This window comes from Rhizobium sp. P32RR-XVIII, assembly GCF_012641395.1.
In the GTDB taxonomy this organism is placed as follows: Bacteria; Pseudomonadota; Alphaproteobacteria; order Rhizobiales; family Rhizobiaceae; genus Rhizobium.
The window spans coordinates 1-18,012 of the sequence record NZ_JABAIH010000040.1 but is presented as its reverse complement, the minus strand read 5'-3'; the positions used below and the strand labels follow the sequence as shown (position 1 = coordinate 18,012).

At 58.5% G+C, this 18,012-nt stretch carries 19 protein-coding genes; 11 read left to right on the top strand and 8 right to left on the bottom strand.

The genetic code is table 11. The features are described from left to right. Positions 1–978, top strand: a 978-nt coding sequence (gene ugpC, locus HGP14_RS34150) for a sn-glycerol-3-phosphate ABC transporter ATP-binding protein UgpC (RefSeq protein WP_168834215.1), incomplete at its 5' end; no start/stop codon positions are given. Between the two features lie 1,481 nt (positions 979–2,459). After that, on the top strand, positions 2,460–3,104 hold the full coding sequence (locus HGP14_RS34145; RefSeq protein WP_168834214.1) for a glutathione S-transferase family protein: 645 nt from the start codon (positions 2,460–2,462) through the stop codon (positions 3,102–3,104). A 142-nt stretch (positions 3,105–3,246) separates the two neighbouring features. Here HGP14_RS34145 and HGP14_RS34140 read toward each other — a convergent pair whose 3' ends face one another. After that, entirely contained in the window at positions 3,247–3,429 is a 183-nt protein-coding gene (locus HGP14_RS34140) for a hypothetical protein (protein ID WP_168834213.1), read from the bottom strand. A gap of 283 nt (positions 3,430–3,712) precedes the next feature. Next, positions 3,713–4,726 (bottom strand): AraC family transcriptional regulator, encoded by a 1,014-nt coding sequence (locus HGP14_RS34135; protein ID WP_168834212.1) that lies wholly within the window; start codon positions 4,724–4,726, stop codon positions 3,713–3,715. 293 nt (positions 4,727–5,019) lie between these two features. Between HGP14_RS34135 and HGP14_RS34130 the strand changes: the two genes are divergently transcribed. Continuing rightward, positions 5,020–5,856, top strand: coding sequence for an alpha/beta fold hydrolase (locus tag HGP14_RS34130; protein ID WP_168834211.1), 837 nt, complete (start codon positions 5,020–5,022; stop codon positions 5,854–5,856). Positions 5,857–6,167: 311 nt separating this feature from the next. Next, complete coding sequence (locus HGP14_RS34125; RefSeq protein ID WP_168834218.1) at positions 6,168–6,599, top strand: DUF4168 domain-containing protein; 432 nt, start codon at positions 6,168–6,170, stop codon at positions 6,597–6,599. Between the two features lie 204 nt (positions 6,600–6,803). Here the strand turns inward: HGP14_RS34125 and HGP14_RS34120 are convergent, their stop codons facing one another. From HGP14_RS34120 to HGP14_RS34100, 5 genes are all read right to left on the bottom strand, one after another. Beyond that, positions 6,804–7,097 carry a hypothetical protein gene (locus HGP14_RS34120; protein WP_205927458.1) on the bottom strand — a complete coding sequence of 98 codons (294 nt, stop codon included), beginning with the start codon at positions 7,095–7,097 and terminating at the stop codon, positions 6,804–6,806. 72 nt (positions 7,098–7,169) lie between these two features. Beyond that, complete coding sequence (locus tag HGP14_RS34115) at positions 7,170–8,195, bottom strand: fatty acid desaturase (RefSeq protein ID WP_168834210.1); 1,026 nt, start codon at positions 8,193–8,195, stop codon at positions 7,170–7,172. A gap of 8 nt (positions 8,196–8,203) precedes the next feature. Further along, the gene (locus tag HGP14_RS34110) at positions 8,204–8,584 is read right to left on the bottom strand and encodes a DUF6481 family protein (RefSeq protein ID WP_168834209.1); all 381 of its coding nucleotides are present in this window, start codon (positions 8,582–8,584) and stop codon (positions 8,204–8,206) included. A gap of 151 nt (positions 8,585–8,735) precedes the next feature. Next, positions 8,736–8,945 carry a cold-shock protein gene (locus tag HGP14_RS34105; protein WP_168834216.1) on the bottom strand — a complete coding sequence of 70 codons (210 nt, stop codon included), beginning with the start codon at positions 8,943–8,945 and terminating at the stop codon, positions 8,736–8,738. 548 nt (positions 8,946–9,493) lie between these two features. Further along, complete coding sequence (locus tag HGP14_RS34100; RefSeq protein WP_168834208.1) at positions 9,494–9,751, bottom strand: hypothetical protein; 258 nt, start codon at positions 9,749–9,751, stop codon at positions 9,494–9,496. Between the two features lie 467 nt (positions 9,752–10,218). Here HGP14_RS34100 and HGP14_RS34095 point away from each other — a divergent pair, with 467 nt between their 5' ends. The 3 genes from HGP14_RS34095 to HGP14_RS34085 all read left to right on the top strand — a co-directional run bounded on the left by HGP14_RS34095 (position 10,219) and on the right by HGP14_RS34085 (position 12,055). Beyond that, entirely contained in the window at positions 10,219–10,389 is a 171-nt protein-coding gene (locus HGP14_RS34095) for a hypothetical protein (RefSeq protein ID WP_168834207.1), read from the top strand. A gap of 47 nt (positions 10,390–10,436) precedes the next feature. Beyond that, positions 10,437–11,756 (top strand): epoxide hydrolase family protein, encoded by a 1,320-nt coding sequence (locus HGP14_RS34090; protein ID WP_168834206.1) that lies wholly within the window; start codon positions 10,437–10,439, stop codon positions 11,754–11,756. 125 nt (positions 11,757–11,881) lie between these two features. Next, on the top strand, positions 11,882–12,055 hold the full coding sequence (locus HGP14_RS34085) for a hypothetical protein (protein WP_168834200.1): 174 nt from the start codon (positions 11,882–11,884) through the stop codon (positions 12,053–12,055). A gap of 454 nt (positions 12,056–12,509) precedes the next feature. Here the strand turns inward: HGP14_RS34085 and HGP14_RS34080 are convergent, their stop codons facing one another. Then, a complete protein-coding gene (locus tag HGP14_RS34080) occupies positions 12,510–13,208 on the bottom strand; it encodes a GntR family transcriptional regulator (protein WP_168834205.1) in 699 nt (232 codons plus the stop codon). A gap of 91 nt (positions 13,209–13,299) precedes the next feature. Between HGP14_RS34080 and HGP14_RS34075 the strand changes: the two genes are divergently transcribed. The 4 genes from HGP14_RS34075 to HGP14_RS34060 form a co-directional block, all read left to right on the top strand. Next, complete coding sequence (locus HGP14_RS34075) at positions 13,300–14,304, top strand: Ldh family oxidoreductase (protein ID WP_168834204.1); 1,005 nt, start codon at positions 13,300–13,302, stop codon at positions 14,302–14,304. A 23-nt stretch (positions 14,305–14,327) separates the two neighbouring features. Further along, positions 14,328–15,578 carry an iron-containing alcohol dehydrogenase gene (locus tag HGP14_RS34070; protein ID WP_168834203.1) on the top strand — a complete coding sequence of 417 codons (1,251 nt, stop codon included), beginning with the start codon at positions 14,328–14,330 and terminating at the stop codon, positions 15,576–15,578. A gap of 1 nt (position 15,579) precedes the next feature. Beyond that, the gene (locus tag HGP14_RS34065) at positions 15,580–17,058 is read left to right on the top strand and encodes an NAD-dependent succinate-semialdehyde dehydrogenase (protein ID WP_168834202.1); all 1,479 of its coding nucleotides are present in this window, start codon (positions 15,580–15,582) and stop codon (positions 17,056–17,058) included. Positions 17,059–17,069: 11 nt separating this feature from the next. Then, the coding region (locus HGP14_RS34060; RefSeq protein ID WP_168834201.1) for a mandelate racemase/muconate lactonizing enzyme family protein at positions 17,070–18,012 on the top strand (943 nt) is incomplete at its 3' end.

Here is an 18,012-nt window from a genome sequence, read left to right as displayed (position 1 = left end):
GGCGATGGCGAACTTGTCGTTCTTGTCGGCCCGTCAGGCTGTGGGAAGTCCACGCTGCTTCGCATGATCGCAGGGTTGGAAGGCATCACCTCGGGGGACATCATGATCGGCGAGCGCACGGTCAACCAGTTGGAGCCCTCCGAACGCGACATCGCCATGGTGTTCCAGAACTACGCGCTCTATCCGCACATGACCGTGCGCCAGAACCTCTCTTACGGCCTGAAGAACCGCAACGTCCCGAAGGATGACATCGATCGCCGCATCCTGAAGGCTGCAAGGTCACTCGAGATCGAGCCCTTCCTTGAGCGCAAGCCACGGCAGCTCTCCGGCGGCCAGCGCCAGCGCGTTGCCATGGGACGCGCGATCGTGCGCGAACCGGCCGCCTTTCTCTTCGACGAACCGCTCTCCAATCTCGATGCGAAACTGCGCGTGCAGATGCGGGTCGAAATCAGGCGGCTCCAACGTTCGTTGGGGACGACAAGCGTGTACGTAACCCATGACCAGATGGAAGCCATGACGCTCGCCGACAGGCTTGTCGTCCTGAATAACGGGCAGATTGAGCAGGTCGGCACGCCGATCGAACTCTACGAAAGACCCGCGACGACATTCGTCGCGACCTTCATCGGTTCGCCATCTATGAATCTTCTGGAAATCGCCAGCAACTCCACCATGCCTGCAGCGATTTCGGCCCCACCAACTACTGCAACGATCGGGATCCGGCCGGAAAACTTTCGGCTCGCCAAAACTGAGCGGCAAGCCGATTTCACCGCCGAAGTCCACGTGAGTGCGGTCGAACTCGTTGGCGCCGAAAGCTACGTTCACGGCACGCTGCCAAATAAACAGGACATCGTTTTCCGCGTCCCCGGCCGCTCGCCGATCTCGATTGATGAACGCCTTTCGATAGCGGCAGATCTTGAAGATTTACATTTTTTCGACAAGGAGGGGCGTCGGATAATCGCCGCCTGCAGAAGGCAATGACCGCACCAAGACCGATCTGTCTCGATAGGCCGGCCGCTGGGAAGCCCGCCGATCGTTCAAGGCTACGATCTCTGCTGGGTGTGGGCACGCGCAACTAAACTACTAGCGGCCCGGCACGTAAAGGAACACATCTGGGGACGTGTTTAGCGTAGTTATACCTTTTTTTGCGGAAAGGTCATAACCGCTTGTCCGTGGGAGGGACGATCATATGGACCGTTAAGGCATGGGCGTCGCCAACAAGTTTACTGGAATCCGGCTCTGTAGACCGTGCACGACCATCGAAGATGCTATTTTAAAGTGACTTCGCGCGCCAAAATTAATCGATAAACATAACATCGATTTGCGGTCGTCCGGGGTTACGAGGGCGTTACCCAAAGGGTTGAGCGCCGAAACGGCAACAAAAACAAATGGCTCGTTCGTTCCATAATTGTTCGTTATGCACCGGAATCGAATTCATAGGCTTGCGGTTCGTGTCCCTTCAAGAGCGAGCGTTGCAGAAATGTCGGAAAACTGATGGGCGCCGGTTCATCTCTTTACGGCGTCCCTCTTAAGGGGCATCCGGTGACCGAAGACGTGACGCGTTGGAAGAGGAAGGCATCGGCGCGCTCACGGTGATCGGCATTGGAGGTAGGGTCATCAGCATCAATTTTGCCAAAAAGCGCATCGCCCTGGTCGTCACAGGGCGATAGCGCAATTCTATTCGCCGCAGTGGCGGATCCTTCAACCGCGCTGCAACGGACGAGCAGTTCTACTGATAGCAAACACGGGTCGACCTCGTGACCCATCTGTCCTGACGTTCGCTATAATATCGTTCCTTCTTTGTGTGGCAGGATGCATTCTGCGGCCGGTAACGGTCGCGATAATAGCGGTGATGGTAACGCGGGGGCTGTGATAGCCGGGACCGACATAGACCCCGCTTGGTCCAACCCGGAAAACGGTCTCGGCGAGCGTTGGAGCTGCGGTACCCGTCAATCCAGTAAGCGCAATGACGGCTGCGATTACGAGCTTTCTCATGTTCATCTCCATCCAAATATCCGATTTGTCAAACACGTGCTGTCACGGTGACAATCAGAAGCTTTTCATTGTTCTTTCCGCACGTTGTAGTTGGAGGATCAACGAAGGAGATGCGGAAACGGTTCCACGCTTGGACTTCAGTCTGAAGGGGGCGGGACGATCGTCTGGTAGCGATAGTCGTTCATCCCGATAGCGCGCAGGGACGTTGGAACGAAGTGGGAGTTGCGGGTGGAAGCGAGCACTCAATTCGGGCCGCTGATGAATATTTGTTGATGCTGGTAACCGCAGCGATGATAGCCTCCGCACTGGGTATCTCCCATCCAGACTAGACTCCGAGATCAGATTGTCAGACGTTATTCTTAAGGCCAAATCTTAGCACGATAGCTGACTAGGGCTTGGACTCGTAAAGCGCGCAGCCACAGACGGATAGATGCGAGCTTGAGGGAAGGATTAGCTGGGAGGCGCCCATGCTCAAGATATTCGGCGCGGTCGGATCAGGCTCAATTCCGATCGAGGCCATGCTGACGCTTCTCGCAATTCCCCACGAGGTGATCGAGGCGGTCACTTGGGAGGACGAAGCGGCGCGCAAGCGGGTCGAGATGGTCAATCCGTTGCGCCAAGTCCCGGTGCTGGTGCTGCCGTCCGGCGAGATCATGACCGAAAGTGCTGCGATCCTGATCTATTTGGCTGATCTCTATCCACATGCACGGCTGGCGCCAGGACCCAACGACCCCGAGCGCGCGCAATATCTACGCTGGATGACCTACGTGTCGGCGGCCATCTACGCGTTCGCCTGGATCAAGGACGATCCCATGCGCATCGCCACGAGCAAAGAAGACGGGCCGCGCGTGATCGATCGGCTACACGACCGGATCGCCGATTGCTGGCGCATGATGGACGAGCAGATCACGCCTGGCCGCTACATCCTCGGCGACGAGCTTTCGGCGCTGGATCTCTACGTGACGGTGATCTCGCGCTTCGGCCCCTGGCGCACGCGCTTTTATAAGAGCGCGCCGAAGATGGCCGAAATCGTCCGCCGGGTCGATGCCGACCCGCGTCTCAAGGAATTCTGGGCGGAGCGGTTTCCATTTGATGAGGGGTGGGAGCGGTAAGCGTCACTCCCCTCAACGCTAGCACGCTGGTCCCTCAGCGCAGCCAAAGCTCACGCGACGGATGGCTGGGACGGCGCGTCCTGCAACTCGGTGGCCGCTGAATATCAAGGTTTTGCGGGCGGCGGCACTTCACCATAGAGCGTCAGTTTGGGACGTCCCGTGTATCCATGACGTCTGCGCCATGGACGCTTGCGGTCAACTCCGTTGTGTCGCCGGACATCGCTATTCCGAAGACGTAGAGCATGGCGGCGAGTACGATCCCCAAAGCAAGGACCGATGCGTTCCAGAAGGTGAAACGGGAAGTTGTGGGATTTCTATCGGCCATGGCGGGATTCCATTGTTTCTTAGCTTCCCAACGAGTATTTCCATCAAGCGTTCCGCCTTGGGGCTTTGGTCCGCTGTTACATCGGACCAAAGTTTTGCATTACTTCCGCAGCAGCTTACGTGCGCTTTTAGGAGACGCCGAACAGCTTTGCAAAGCTCCCGATAACGACGACCAGCGCCAAGAGCGTGGCGAGCCCCATCAGCGGCCAATCGCCAGCCGGGCTCGCGCTAAGGGTCGACTGAAAACCCCGGTGGGGCCTGGGAAGCGGACGTCTCTCGCGGTTTCAAAAATCTCCGCAGCAGTCGTTTCTATACCCGGGCCGCGGCTCTCGAACGGAGCCTTCCCGCGGGAGGGCATCTCTCGGCGGCATCGTGAACAGGCGGGCATGCTCCGCTCGATATTGCGTCGGAGAAACGCCCATAATTCGCCGAAAGGTGGCGCTGAAAGCGCTATCGGAAACATAACCCAGGGAAGCGGCTATGGAGGATATCGGCTCACGGCCGCGGCGGAGCCGCGCGGCGGCGAGGTGCATCCGCCACCGTGCGAGGTAGTACATCGGTGAGACACCGACAGTCGCCTTAAAATGACCGGCGAAAGCAGATCTCGACTGGAACGCGAGCTTAGCAAGCTCAGCCAGCGTCCAATTGCGAACCGGATTGGCATGAATCGCTTCAAAGGCCTTGCCGACACAAGGGTCAGAAAGCGCAGCCAGCCAGTTGCCGCTCATGGGCGGCAACTCGGCGATATAGGTCCGGAGCGCATGGATGAACATGAGCCGCAGCAGATCATTGCAGGCAAGGCGCGCGCCTGGCCCAGCGCGCCGCCATTCTCTATCCAGTTGTTCCAACAACCAATGAATTGCGGCTGCAGCTTCGCCGGAAATCAGAATGATGGGTGGTAAGACATTCGTCAGGATAGTTCCGTTGGCGGTGTCGAAGCGGACACTTCCACCGATCAGACGCATGTCCTCGCCTTCGCCGCAATGAGCGCCTTGATCGAAGTCACTGAAGACTTCGGCAGCAGGAACCGATCGCCCCTCCAGCGAACTCGCAAGTATAAATTCTCCGCGAACAGCGACGAAGCAGTCGCCTTCCGTGAGCCGTTGCGGCGGGCCGCCGTCTCTCGGGATGAGCCAAAATGAACCGCGACGAACAGCGTAGAACTTGATGTAATCCGGCTCCGCGAAGCGAATTGCCCAATCCCCTCCGGCGGTCAGCGTCATGGATGCAATGGCCTGCGCATCGACGAGGCGCAGCACATCTGACAGGGCATCGTTCGGCGCGTTTTGGACGGTCACGACAGATTCCTGGACGCATGTAGATGGATGATCCCAACTCTATCGCCGATACTGCCTTTGTTCTATCAACAAATAAGACGAGGATGAATTCGCCGATGCAGAACCGGTCAGCAGATTCGGGCTCGTTGGCCAGTTCAACGCTGTTAATGACAGAGACGATTTCACATGAACCGCCTGATCCGGTCCGACGCGATCTTCTCGCGTTCGGTCTCGGAGTGGCGGCATTGACAATGCTTCCAAGCTTCTCTGCCGTCGCCCAATCAACCGCAACTACCTCCGAAAGGATTCAAACAATGGCCACAGTCACCACACGCGATGGCGTCGAAATCTTCTACAAGGACTGGGGACCGCAGGATGCCCAGCCGATTGTCTTCCATCATGGCTGGCCGCTGAGCGCGGACGATTGGGACAACCAGATGCTCTTCTTCCTTCAGAACGGCTATCGTGTCATCGCGCATGACCGGCGTGGCCATGGGCGCTCGGCACAGGTCAGCGACGGCCACGACATGGACCACTACGCTGCGGACGTAGCCGCCCTCGTCGAACACCTCGATTTGCGCAATGCGATCCACATTGGCCATTCGACGGGTGGAGGGGAGGCGACGCATTATGTCGCCCGTCACGGGCAGCCGGCCGGTCGCGTCGCCAAGTTGATCATCATCGGGGCGGTGCCGCCCATTATGGTCAAAAGCGAGAAGAATCCAGGCGGCTTGCCGATCGAGGTGTTCGATGGTCTTCGCAGCGCGCTCGCCGCTAACCGCTCACAGTTCTATGTCGATCTGCCCACAGGTCCCTTCTATAGCTTTAACCGGCCTGGAGCGACGCCAATTCCTGCGGTCATCCAGAACTGGTGGCGGCAGGGCATGATGGGTGCCGCCAATGCCCACTATGCCGGCATCAAGGCGTTTTCGGAGACCGACTTCACCGAGGACCTCAAAATCATCGACGTGCCCACCCTGGTTATGCACGGCGACGACGATCAGATCGTGCCGATCGCGGATTCAGCTCCGCTCTCCGCCAAGCTGCTCAAGAACAGCACCCTCAAGATCTACAAGAACTTCCCGCACGGCATGTGCACCACCCATGCCGATGTCGTGAACCCTGACTTCCTGGCCTTCGTGAAGGCGTAGCACTGTAGCACTCCGGGCCGGCGCGCACTCCGCGCCGGCTGTCAGCCAGGAGCAAACAATCAGTCGGCGCATACGGAGCCTACGCACCTCATCCTTCAGTACGGCCGCGGCGATAGTGCCGCGCCGCAATGGGACGCGCCTGCTGGCATATCGACGACCACAAAGCCGCCGCTCAATCGTCAGCAAATGGCCGCGGTACTGCCGCACGAAACACTCTTAAACATCCCATCGTCGCCACCTCACTCGGCCTTCCAATGGCTGAGTGATCGATCAAGGCGGTCTTGCTGCCGATCAAATCACGTTACAGAGGAATGAATATGATCACTCGTTATACACCCCTTGCAACGTTGACCGCTGCGGTCTTCAGTTTGATGATTTTCAGTCCGGCGTCCGCATCGGAAGTGGCCCAGGCACAACAGAAGCAGCCGATGCAAGGGCAGGCGGATGGCAATGGTGCGGCTGCGGCCGTCAGCGATCAGAAACTCGAGGCCTTCGCCGTTGCCTATCTGCAAGTCGACAAGGTCAGGCAGGAATATTCGGCCAAAATCGGGGCGATGTCGGACGAAGGGGCGAAGCAAAAGCTGCAGACCGAAGCCAGCGAGCAGATGGTTAAGGCCGTTGAAGCCTCTCCGGACATGTCTGTCGAGGAGTACACATCGATTCTGAAGGCTGCGCAGAACGACCCCGCTTTGGCCAAGAAGGTTCAAGAGAAGATGGGAAATCCGGCGCCGTCGCAGCAATAACCTGCGCGGTCCGTAGGTCGCCACGAAGGCGCAGTAATGGACGCCCTGCAGATCGCTACAAGAAGCATTGCCCGCCGTTTGGCGGGCACTGGTTGCTTCAGATGAGCACTGTTCCGGCCGGCAAAATGTGCAGCGGGGCACAGCTGGGCGCGTTCTGTCGCGTATTCATAACGGCGGCCATTGGCAGCCCACAGCGGGATACGGCTAGATGTTCTTCAGAAGCCAGATTTTACCCGCCATCGTAATACCATGACCGTTTTCTTGATCCGTGGAATCCGGGTTGAGGCTTCGCAGAAAGCCGAATTCTTTCAACTCTTCTAAAGTCGCAGTGGTCAAAAATTTGACCTTCCGCGGTCGTTCCTTAAACCTGTCTGTCTTCGCATAGGTGACGGTGGCGTTCAGATGGGTCCATTTCTTGGCATCCTGGGGAAACAGATCTCCATCCTTGGCGAGTTTCAGGCCCCTGATTTGGGTCGGCGTAAGCGTGATCGTCTGCAATGTTCGGTCCTTGAGGTATGATTAGTTTGACGCACTGCGATTTGCATTGGCGGTCTGCTCAGATTTCGTGAATCAAGCGTTCGCTGCTTCCCGGAAGGATATCAGCTTCTCCTTGGTTTCATCCCAGAGCACGAGCCTGACACAGCGCAGGCTCTCCCATAATGTTATGCGGCCGATGTCTGCCAGTTGAGGGTGGTCTCGCAATACTTCAGGAAGCCGGTAGTACGGGATCCTGCTCGACAGGTGATGAACGTGGTGGATGCCGATATTGCCGGTGATCCACCTGAGCACTAGCGGCAGATCGTAGTGGGACGCGCCGTGAAGTGCAGCTTCGGCAAACCGCCACTCGTTGCCTTTCGACCAATGAGTTTCCTCGAACTGGTGCTGAACGTAGAAGAGCCACACACCCGCCGCTCCCGCCAACGTCACGATCGGCAGGTGGATCGAGAGAAAAGGGACAAATCCGACGGACCATATCATGGCGACCGCCAGGGCTGCGATCGCGAGATTGGTCGCCATGGTGGAGATCCACGGCAACGGACCGTCGCCCATCATCCCGAAGGGTAAGCGCTGCTTGAAAAGGAAGAGCCAGGCGGGACCGATGCCGAACATCACCAGCGGATGCCGGTAGAGGCGGTAGCCGAGCTGCTTTAAACGCGGGAGGGAGCGATATTCAGCGACCGTCAGCGTGGTGATGTCGCCCGTGCCCCGCTCGTCAAGATTTCCTGCTGATGCGTGGTGGGCGGCATGGGCCCGTCGCCAGTAATCATAGGGGGTCAGCGTCAGAACACCGATGGCACGCCCCGTCCAATCGTCGAGACCCCGACGGGCGAAGAACGAGCCGTGTCCGCAATCGTGCTGGATCATGAACAGCCGCAGAAGAAACGCGGATGCCGGAACGACCGATAGCAGTCCGAGCCAGAAACCTTGGGAGAGAGATATGGACGCGCAAGCCCAAAAAGCGGCGAACGGGACGACCGTAACCAGAAGCTCAAAGCCACTCCGCCCGATGCGAGGCTGGCGGTATTTGGAAAGAACCTTCAGCCATGCTCGAACATCTTCGGCAGCATCGGTGGGCATGTTGACGCTAGCTTCCATGAATTCGATCAGCCTCTGCGGGCCTTGCGCGCCGCGTATCGACGGTCACGTTCCGCTTTGCGCGCCGCCTCATCGGCGATGACCCGAGAAATGCGATCGTTGATTACGGCCTGCCGGGCTTCTGCCTCGGCCCGTTCGTCGGCTTCTGCAGCCGCCGCCAGTGCCGCCGCTTCTATCAGAACACGCTCGTGTTCCGCCTTCTTTGATGCTTCGCGTTCGGCGCGACGTGCTTCTCTGGCGGCAGCAATAGCTTCGCGTGCAGCAAGTCGTTCCCGCATCGCGGGATCGGTCGATTTCGGGGCAGACGCAAACTTCGCCAGAAGCTGCTTTTTGGCTTCCGCTGCGGAATTCCGTCGTTCGGCAAAGCCGTTGTCGCTCGGGTGTCTCAACGTGTCTTCCTAGTTGGATTTTCAAGTCGGAAATAGAAAAGGGCATTCATCGCGGTTTGGGCCTTACTACAAAAAAAGGCCAGGCACACGCCTGACCTTTTCAACTCGTGCCCGCCATGCCGGTACATCCGCGGTCATGATAGGCTTAAGCTCAGGCGGACTGGAGACGACCTGCGGACATCTTGCCCGACTTCGGGTCGCGCTCGAGCTCGTAGCCCAGCTTCTGTCCTTCGACGATCGAGCTCATGCCGGCCCGCTCAACAGCAGAGATGTGAACGAACACATCCGCACTGCCGTCGTCGGGCTGAATGAAGCCGAAGCCTTTAGTGGCATTGAACCATTTAACTGTGCCAGCGGTCATAACAAACCCTTTCATAGCAACGTTGATCACCGCTGGGCGACGCACAGCGGGTATTTTCGACTTTTGAGAGGGGAAGTTCGTTACGAAGCGCAAGGCGCAGCAAAAACAAATATCGGCAAACAAAGTATCGATGCTCGCTACTACATCGCGGAGCCTGAGGTGTCAACTTTTTGTTTCGCGAATTGGCATTTTCTATCATGGGTTGCGATGCCTTCACGGCGACGAATCCGCAGCGTCGCATTCTTACACTGCGGATGAACTGGTAACTCCCATACTGACACGCGTTTGAGGCGACCGATGAGAAGCTGAACGCATTCGCTCTAAGCTCGAGGACTGCGCCTGCGCGAAGGTGACGATCACGGTAATACGCCCCTGGCGTTCGAAGCGCGCCCTGTTGCAAGCGAGACCTCCGCCATCGAGGAAGGCACATAATCTTTCGAAACGAAATGCGGGCGCCGCCCTCGCGCGGGAGCGTGAGGGCCATCCCGCCGTAGGAGAAGGCTAGCCGATCGTGATTTCAGACCGGGCGGGTCGGCCTGAGGTCGCTGTCAGTCGTAGAGTTCACCGCGACCGATCTGTTCCGTCGCGGCGTTGCTGATCGACGGATCGTCGGCAGGATCGGAATCCTTGTTGTTGGCTTCTTTCAGAACCTGCGCGGCCTCGACGATGGCCACGGTGATCTCTTCAGTGCCCCATCCGGCCTCGTTGGCGGACGCGAGCAGTTCTTGAAGGATATTTCGTACGGCGGACTTCGCATCCTCGAAACGCAGCGAGGGGTTTTCTGATCGTGGCCGTGGGAAAGACATTGGTTTCCTCTTTCGTGGGTCCAGCGAAGAACGCGCGAACCACTTAATGGATGCGTTGGAAACCGAACCTTTTGCGGAATTCGGCAGCAGATGCCACCGACGGTAAGGTATCAGCCCCTAAGCGGACAAGTGCTTCCACAAATTTATTGCCTCGGTTTCGACCCCGAGCCGTTTTGCCCCAGCCGTGGCTCCGCCCCAGCAAAAGGTCGCTGAATGTTGGCACGATGGCGCGCTGGTAGGGTTTGATCAGCGCGAAGCCGTCGCCTCCCGTCCCTTGCGAATAGTCGCCGGTTGAAGAGCTTCGATCGCGCACGCGCGGGACTGATCGACGATACGGTGCTTCGAAATGAGAGGGTGGCTCTCATTTTCTCCAAATACCGGAAAGGTGCCCGGCGGCTTACATTCCCGTCGATCACAGCCGAACACCTCGCGCCGACGGTTAGTTCAGTAGCGAGGGGAGCCGAGGAATGATGCGTCCCCACTGGCCCCTGGTGTCCAATGTGCATCTTACCTCTGAACCAGAAGGACGAAATAACAAGAACGCCATCACAAACGTCGAGGAGAACGTCGAGCCGCTCGAAAAGATGCGTGCGCTGCTCGGCCATTCTGATCGTCAGCAAGGGCGTCGCACTCGTTGAACCAATCAAATGAGTCCCGGAGGCGTCTTTCGCAAAGGAGGCATGTCATGACAGTCCAGCAGTCAACTCAAAGAATGCACATTTCCCGGCGCTCCCTGCTGTTCGGCAGCGTCGCGATCGGACTTTCGGAGGCCATTGTCCCGTTGGCGGCTGCCGCCGCGGACGCCGTCGACGTAGTTCCGGCTGGCACCGGCGAGATCCGCCCGTTCAATGCCAAAGCTCCCGAGGCCGCACTTGTTGACCTGCGGCAACGTCTTGCCGCGACGCGGTGGCCGGATGGTGAAACGGTCACCGATCGATCTCAGGGTGTTCAGCCCGAGAGGCTGAGAGAACTGGCCGACTACTGGCAGTCGTCCTACGACTGGCGAAAGGCGGAAAGGAAGCTCAACTCCTTTCCGCAGTTCCTCACGAACATTGACGGAGTCGACATCCACTTCATTCACGTCCGATCGAAGCACGAAAACGCGCTGCCGTTGATTATGACTCACGGTTGGCCGGGATCGGTCTTTGAGCTGCTGAACGTCATCGGCCCGCTTACCGATCCCACAGCACACGGCGGGAAGGCGGCCGACGCGTTTCATCTGGTAATCCCCTCGATCCCCGGCTTCGGTTTTTCCGGAAAGCCGACGGACAAGGGCTGGGATCCCCGGCGTATCGCCGCTGCATGGGACACGCTGATGAAGCGCCTCGGCTATGAGCGCTACGTCTCGCAGGGCGGCGACTGGGGAGCGATCATCAGCGACGCTCTTGGCCGACAGGCGCCCCAAGGATTGCTGGGCATCCATGTCAACCGGGTGGAGCGCGCGGCCACGTTCCCTCAGGACGCCGCACAGGCCTTGATGAACGGCACGCCCGCGCCCGACAGTCTGTCTCGGGAAGAGAAAGTGATCTTCAATGAAGCTCGCGACTTCCTAAACAACGGCTTCGGCTACGCGGCCATCATGGGCACGCGGCCGGAGACGATTGGGTACGGCCTTGCGGATTCGCCTGTCGGTCTCGCAGCGTGGCTCTACGACAAGATCGCAGACTGGGTGTTCACACGCGGAGATCCGGAGAAGGCCCTTGGCAGGGACGCCATCCTCGACAACATCACGCTTTATTGGCTGACGAACACCGGCCCTTCGAGCGGTCGGATCTATTGGGAGAACGTGGGCGCAATGGCGAAGTTGACCCCCATCAAAGTGCCTGTTGCAGTCACGGTGTTTCCAGGCGAAGTCTACAAGCCGCCGAAGAAATGGCTCTCCAAGGCCTATCCCGAGCTTATCTACTACAATCGGGTTGCCAAGGGCGGACACTTCGCCGCTTGGGAGGAACCCGAACTCTTCAGTGAAGAAATCAGGACCGCGTTCAGAACGTTACGGTCTTGAAGTACCGCTTCAGAAGACGTCCGTTGAGCAAGTCGTCTGACGCGAAAAGTGCGGCTTGAGCAACGCGTCCGCCTGCAAATCGATATCAGCAAATGTTGCCCGAACGGACTGTAGCGACGGAGGGCATGGGCCTTCCGCGAACGACCCCGGCCGATGCCGACGCGGCCGGAATATCCATCATCTATCAGGAACTGAGCGTCATCAACGAGCTCTCCGCCGGAAAACCTGTCGCCACGCTCGGCGCTGCGAAAGCGATCCGGCGGCGGAACTCGCGTTCCCCAACGACCTATCAATCCTAGGCTTCGACGATTCCGGCGGGATGACTGTCCTTCGATCGTATGTCAGTACGATTGAACAGCCTCGGCGACCTGAGCGAAGGCTGCTGGAATTTGCTCACGCGTCGAATGACGAAGCGCGACGTTCCGTCCGCACACCGGAGAATGACATGCACCTTGAGGGCGAAAGAATCGACGACCCTTCTCGCTCGGAAGTCCGGCGGCGTTCCATATCGAAGCTTAGCGGAGCATTCCGGTTAGCTGCCCCGATGCTCGGACTCGTCCAGGACTACCGCTGGAATAGCAAGGCACGGCACGCATAAATGACTTCCCTGTTGTGGGCCGACGTAACATTGCCGGTCCTGGGCTCCGCTTCAAGAAAAGACAACCTCCCGACCAATCAAGGCTGGTTGCCGCGCCATCACGAACCCACCCCCTAGCCAATGCCGCCGTTTCGATCCTCATGACTTCCGTCTTGTCACTTCATTGCGCCGCTGTCTTCGAAGGCATCTTCGAACCGAGCTTTTGAGCGCTCGATATGGATTCGCATCGCTTCTTCAGCTCGAACCGAATCGCCGTCTTCGATTGCTGAGACGATCTCTGCGTGCTCACGATTTGCGTCCGTCGTGGCCCTCGCATGGAAGTACAAGCGGAACAAGTGGACGTGTGTGTGGAGGCGCTGCAAGCTCTCGTGAACCAGTTCGTTGCCGCAGGGCCTTGCGATGAAGTTGTGAAACTCGGCGTCACGTTTCGCAAACTCACCATATGCGGCGCGAGACTGAGCTTTGTCTTCTCTTCGCATTTCCTGGTCCAGGGCGCGTAGCTCGCTGATTGCCTGGGCGTCACGTCTCCGCGCGAGGCGACCTGCGGCAAAGGGTTCGAGTAGCAGTCTCAATTCATAGAGCTGATTGAGTCGGTCGCGGTCCAATTGCTCAGCGGCGCTGTACCCGATTAGGTGCGTTTTCACGACAAGTCCTTGGGCCTCGAGCCGTGAGAGCGCTTCTCTGATCGGTGTTTGCGACACGCCAAGCGATCGGACGAGCCCATCGACCGAAATACGCCCGCCCGGCGGAATTTTCAGGGACATCAGCTGCGCGTAGAGCGCTTCGTACACGTCGTTCCCGAGGCTTGTAGGCCGGCGCAACAGCTCTGTTTCGATCTCTTGATTGCTCTTCATTTGGTGGTCCATCGAAAATTTTGTCTTGACGTCGTCGTTATATCAATTAACTTCGAAGACATCAATCGAATATCCGATAGGATTTGATATCGTGAAAGTGGTTGAAGCAAAAATTCTCAGAAGCCTTGCCGAAGCGGCCCTGGTGCGCGTTGGCGCTCCCGTTGAGCATGCCTCGTTACAGGCGGAAGTATTGCTTGAGGCGGAGCTGCGCGGGGTCTCATCGCATGGGGTGCTTCGGCTTCCACGCATCATCTCAAGGGTTGTCAACGGGGTTTCCAACGCCCGTGCGACGGGGCAACACGAATGGGCCTCAAGCGCGTTTCTGGTTGTTGACGGGAAACGAGGACTTGGCCCGGTCGTTGCGAAGAGCGCAATCGATGCCCTGTTGGAGCGGGCGGCCGGCACGGGTATCGCCGCCGCGGCAGTCACCAATTCAAATCACATCGGTATGCTCGCCTGGTACGCTGAGTACGTCGCGTCGAAGGGATACTCGATAGTCGCGTTGTCGACGAGCGAGGCACTCGTTCATCCCTGGGGCTCTCGCAAGGCGATGATTGGCACAAATCCGATCGCGATAGGCGTCCCTTCAGTGAACGGTCCGTTCGTCATGGATACTGCGACGAGTGTGGTCTCCATGGGAGAGATCCACGATCATGCCAATCGAAAGGCAAAAATTCCCGCTCACTGGGCTCTGGACGGTAACGGCAATCCCACGACGGACGCCGAAGCCGCGAAAAATGGAGCGATCGCGCCTTTTGGCCAAGCGAAGGGATACGCGCTCGGTCTCGCGTTTGAGCTGCTGGTAAGCGGGCTCGCCGCATCCGCTATCGGTCGCGACGTTCGAGGGACGCTCGACGACACGAACATTTGCAACAAAGGTGACCTCTTCATCGTGATGCCGGGACCGCGCCGCGAACTCGAGTCCTATCTGCAAGCCATCCGAGGCATGGAACCTGCCGAGGGGTTCGATGCTGTTTTGATCCCAGGCGAGCGGGGCCGAGCCTGTCGTGATCGCCGTTTACGGGAGGGAATCCCGGTCGTCAGTGAAATTTACGAAAGTCTATTGCGGCTCGCCGGTGTGCCGGCAGCAGCCTGATTGAATTAGTGGGAGGAGTTTCGGTGACATTATTCGGGGCAATTCGCACACCGAGGAACATTGTGTTCGGCAGTGGCCAGCGCAGTTCCTTGCCGAAGTTCGCATCGCGCATGGGGCAAAGGGCACTTGTTGTCACAGATGAGCGTCTCGCAGCGGATAGGACATTCAGAGACCTTATCGACGCAGTTGCCGCGGCGGGCATCACGGTCAAAGTCTTCGCCGGCGTTGTCGCGGAGCTACCGGTCGAATGCATCGCGGCAGGGGTAGCGGACGGGGAGTCCTTCGGTGCGGACTTCGTGATCGGCATCGGTGGCGGTAGTTGCCTTGATGCTGCAAAGGTGATCTCACTGCTTCTGGCTCACGGCGGAAAAGCGTCTGATTACTATGGTGAGTTCATGGTGCCGGGGCCAACCCTGCCTCTGATCTCAATCCCGACGACATCGGGCACCGGGTCGGAAGTGACACCAGTAGCCGTTCTGACCGATCCGGACAGGGCTTTGAAAATCGGCATCGCGAGCCCGTATCTTATTTCGGATACCGCTATTTGCGACCCCGAGCTCACATTCACCTGCCCGCCTTCTCTGACCGCTGTTTCTGGCGCGGACGCGCTGACGCATGCCATTGAAGCCTTCACCACAGCCAGACGCGAGCCTGGGGCTGACCTCGTCCATGAGCACGTTTTTCTCGGAAAGAATGCCTTCAGCGATCACTACGCCCTGCTGGCGATACAACATATCGGCGCGAGCCTGCGGGCTGCCTTCGAAAACGGCAACGACATCGTGGCCCGCGAGCGCCTGATGTTCGGCGCAATGTCCGCCGGTCTTGCGTTCGGCACCGCCGGAACGGCTGCCGCTCATGCCGTACAGTATCCAGTCGGCGCAATGACCCATACGCCGCATGGCACCGGTGTCGCGCTGATGATGCCTTATGTCATGCAGATCAATCGCGACTGGTGCGCTCCCGAGCTCGTCGAGGTCGGCCGCGCATTGGGAATTTCGCTGCCGGAAGGACCGGCGGAACTCGCTGCCGATGCAACGATTGACGCAGTTGCTGATCTCTTCGCGGCCGTCGGTATTCCGTCCTCCCTAAAAGATCTCGGGATCACGGGTGACCAGCTTCCAGCAATCGTTACGCAGTCGCTCGGAATTGCCCGTCTCATCAAGAACAACCCGCGTCCTTTGGATGTGGCGGCCATGAAGACGCTTGTCGGCGCGGCCTTCGCCGGAGACAGGTCGGCTCTCAAGGCCAGTGCTGATCAAAGAAAGGCTAGCTGAAATGAACGTTGCTGCAAAAATGTCTCCGATGGTGAGCTTCGACATCGCCTCGCTTCCGACCGGCCTCTTTATTGACGGCCAGTGGCGCTCTGGAGGGGAGGGGAAGACGATCGACGTGCTCGATCCATCGACCGGCGATGTCATTGTCGCCGTAGCTGATGCGACTGTCCAGAATGCCATTGAGGCGGTGGCTGCCGCCCACAAAGCCGCCAAGGGATGGGCCGCAACAGCACCTCGCAAGCGCTCGGACATCCTGCGTCGCTGTTTCGAACTGATGATTGAACGCAAGGCTATGCTGGCAGAACTCATCAGTCTTGAAAACGGCAAGACGCTCAGCGATGCCCATGGTGAGGTCGGCTATGCCGCAGAGTTCTTCCGATGGTTTTCCGAGGAGGCGGTTCGCCTTAACGGCGAAATTTCCACGGCTCCGAGTGGCGCCAACAAAATCATCGTTGAGCATCAGCCAATCGGCGTTTCGGTGCTCGTCACGCCTTGGAACTTCCCGGCTGCGATGGCCACTCGTAAGATCGCCCCGGCACTCGCCGCAGGATGCACCTGCGTCCTGAAACCCGCCACCGAAACGCCGCTAACGGCCCTTGTCCTTGCCAACCTATACGCTGAGGCTGGCGTGCCGGCTGGTGTCGTCAACGTCATCACCACATCGAAGTCAGGGCCTGCCGTAAGTTCCATGTTGAACGACGCGCGCGTCCGCAAACTCTCCTTTACGGGCTCCACCGAAGTCGGTCGGGTTCTTCTGCGTGAAGCTGCCAACACGGTTGTGTCATGCTCGATGGAGCTTGGCGGAAATGCGCCTTTCATTGTTTTCGACGACGCTGACCTCGATGCGGCGATCGAAGGCGCCATGATCGCCAAGATGCGCAACGGTGGCGAGGCCTGCACCGCCGCCAACCGTTTCTATGTGCAGTCCGGCATCGCGAAGGAGTTTTCGAGACGCCTGGCCGAGCGCATGGGTTCGATGAAGGTCGCAGTCGGTTACGACGCGAGCGCCCAATGCGGGCCGCTGATCAATCCGAAAGCGGTCGAGAGAATTGCTGGTCTCGTTGGGGATGCTAAGGCGAGGGGCGCAATAGTGCTTACCGGCGGCGGTCCGCTCGAGCGCCAAGGCTTTTACTTCGCTCCGACTGTTCTTTCGGATGTTCCATCGGACTCGGAAATCTCATCGGAGGAAATATTCGGCCCTGTTGCCGCGATCACAACCTTCACCACGGAAGACGAAGTGGTCGAACTCGCAAACGGCACTGAATATGGGCTGATCTCGTATGTCTACACCAAGGATCTTGCCCGCGGTCTGCGTGTGTCTGAGCGCATGGATAGCGGCATGGTTGGATTGAACCGCGGTCTCGTTTCGGACCCCGCGGCGCCGTTTGGCGGCACTAAACAAAGTGGTCTCGGACGCGAAGGGGCTCATCACGGGATCCTTGAATTCTGTGAGACCAAGTACATCGCAGCAAGTTGGTGAGGGAGGAAATAATGCGAATTGCTGAAGTAGAAGCGTTTCAACTAGCCTGGGATGACGATACGCCTGCCAAGCGCACCAGCTTCGTAAAAATCGTAACGGACGACGGCGTCACTGGCTATGGTGAATGCACCCCGATGCACGGTGGCATGCATGTCCTGGGTATCATTGCCAACACGCTTGCCCAGGAGCTGGTAGGCAAGAACCCGTTGGATTACGCCGTACTGACGGACAGGCTGCTGCATCGCTACATCAAGATGGGGCCCGAGGGGAACTTAACGAGCGCACTCGCCGCCATCGACATCGCCCTTTGGGACATCAAAGGCAAGATATTCAATCAGCCGGTCTACCAACTGTTGGGCGGGGCATGGCGGACGGAGATCCCGTTCTACACCTCTCTCGGTCAAAACGCCCATCGCACGGTGGACGAGGTGGTGCGCGAGGTGGAGAAACGACTGACGCGCGACACGCCGTCCGCCTTGAAGATTCGCTTCGATGGCGACCGCACCTGCATTGATGCCGACATCGCCAATGATATCGCCAAGGCGAAGGCTGTCAGGAAGCTTGTCGGTGACCAGTTCCCTCTCGGGTTCGATGCGAACAACGGCTATTCGGTCGCCGGCGCGGTCAAGGTCGGTCGAACCTTGGAAGACCTCGGCTATTCGTGGTTCGAGGAACCGGTTCAACACTACCACGTCGAGTCCATGGGAGAGGTAGCCCGCCGGCTGGACATCCTGGTGACGGCAGGGGAGCAGACTTATACCCTCCAGGGCGTTGTTGAGCTCATCAAGTCCGGCGTTCGGGTCATCCAATGCGATCCGATAAAAATGGGCGGCATCACCGGCCTGATGAAGTGCATGGCTATCGCCTACGCGCACGGCGCGGAAATTGTCCCACATCAGACACAGCCGGCGGTTGGCCATGCTGCCAACCTACATCTTATGGCCTGCAAGATGC

Bases quoted from the DNA above. Each gene is read 5' to 3' on its own strand.
- HGP14_RS34145 (WP_168834214.1), top strand. From the start codon at position 2,460: ATGCTCAAGATATTCGGCGCGGTCGGATCAGGCTCAATTCCGATCGAG.
- HGP14_RS34140 (WP_168834213.1), bottom strand. From the start codon at position 3,429: ATGGCCGATAGAAATCCCACAACTTCCCGTTTCACCTTCTGGAACGCA.
- HGP14_RS34130 (WP_168834211.1), top strand. From the start codon at position 5,020: ATGGCCACAGTCACCACACGCGATGGCGTCGAAATCTTCTACAAGGAC.
- HGP14_RS34125 (WP_168834218.1), top strand. From the start codon at position 6,168: ATGAATATGATCACTCGTTATACACCCCTTGCAACGTTGACCGCTGCG.
- HGP14_RS34115 (WP_168834210.1), bottom strand. From the start codon at position 8,195: ATGGAAGCTAGCGTCAACATGCCCACCGATGCTGCCGAAGATGTTCGA.
- HGP14_RS34105 (WP_168834216.1), bottom strand. From the start codon at position 8,945: ATGACCGCTGGCACAGTTAAATGGTTCAATGCCACTAAAGGCTTCGGC.
- HGP14_RS34100 (WP_168834208.1), bottom strand. From the start codon at position 9,751: ATGTCTTTCCCACGGCCACGATCAGAAAACCCCTCGCTGCGTTTCGAG.
- HGP14_RS34095 (WP_168834207.1), top strand. From the start codon at position 10,219: ATGATGCGTCCCCACTGGCCCCTGGTGTCCAATGTGCATCTTACCTCT.
- HGP14_RS34090 (WP_168834206.1), top strand. From the start codon at position 10,437: ATGACAGTCCAGCAGTCAACTCAAAGAATGCACATTTCCCGGCGCTCC.
- HGP14_RS34085 (WP_168834200.1), top strand. From the start codon at position 11,882: ATGGGCCTTCCGCGAACGACCCCGGCCGATGCCGACGCGGCCGGAATA.
- HGP14_RS34080 (WP_168834205.1), bottom strand. From the start codon at position 13,208: ATGAAGAGCAATCAAGAGATCGAAACAGAGCTGTTGCGCCGGCCTACA.
- HGP14_RS34065 (WP_168834202.1), top strand. From the start codon at position 15,580: ATGAACGTTGCTGCAAAAATGTCTCCGATGGTGAGCTTCGACATCGCC.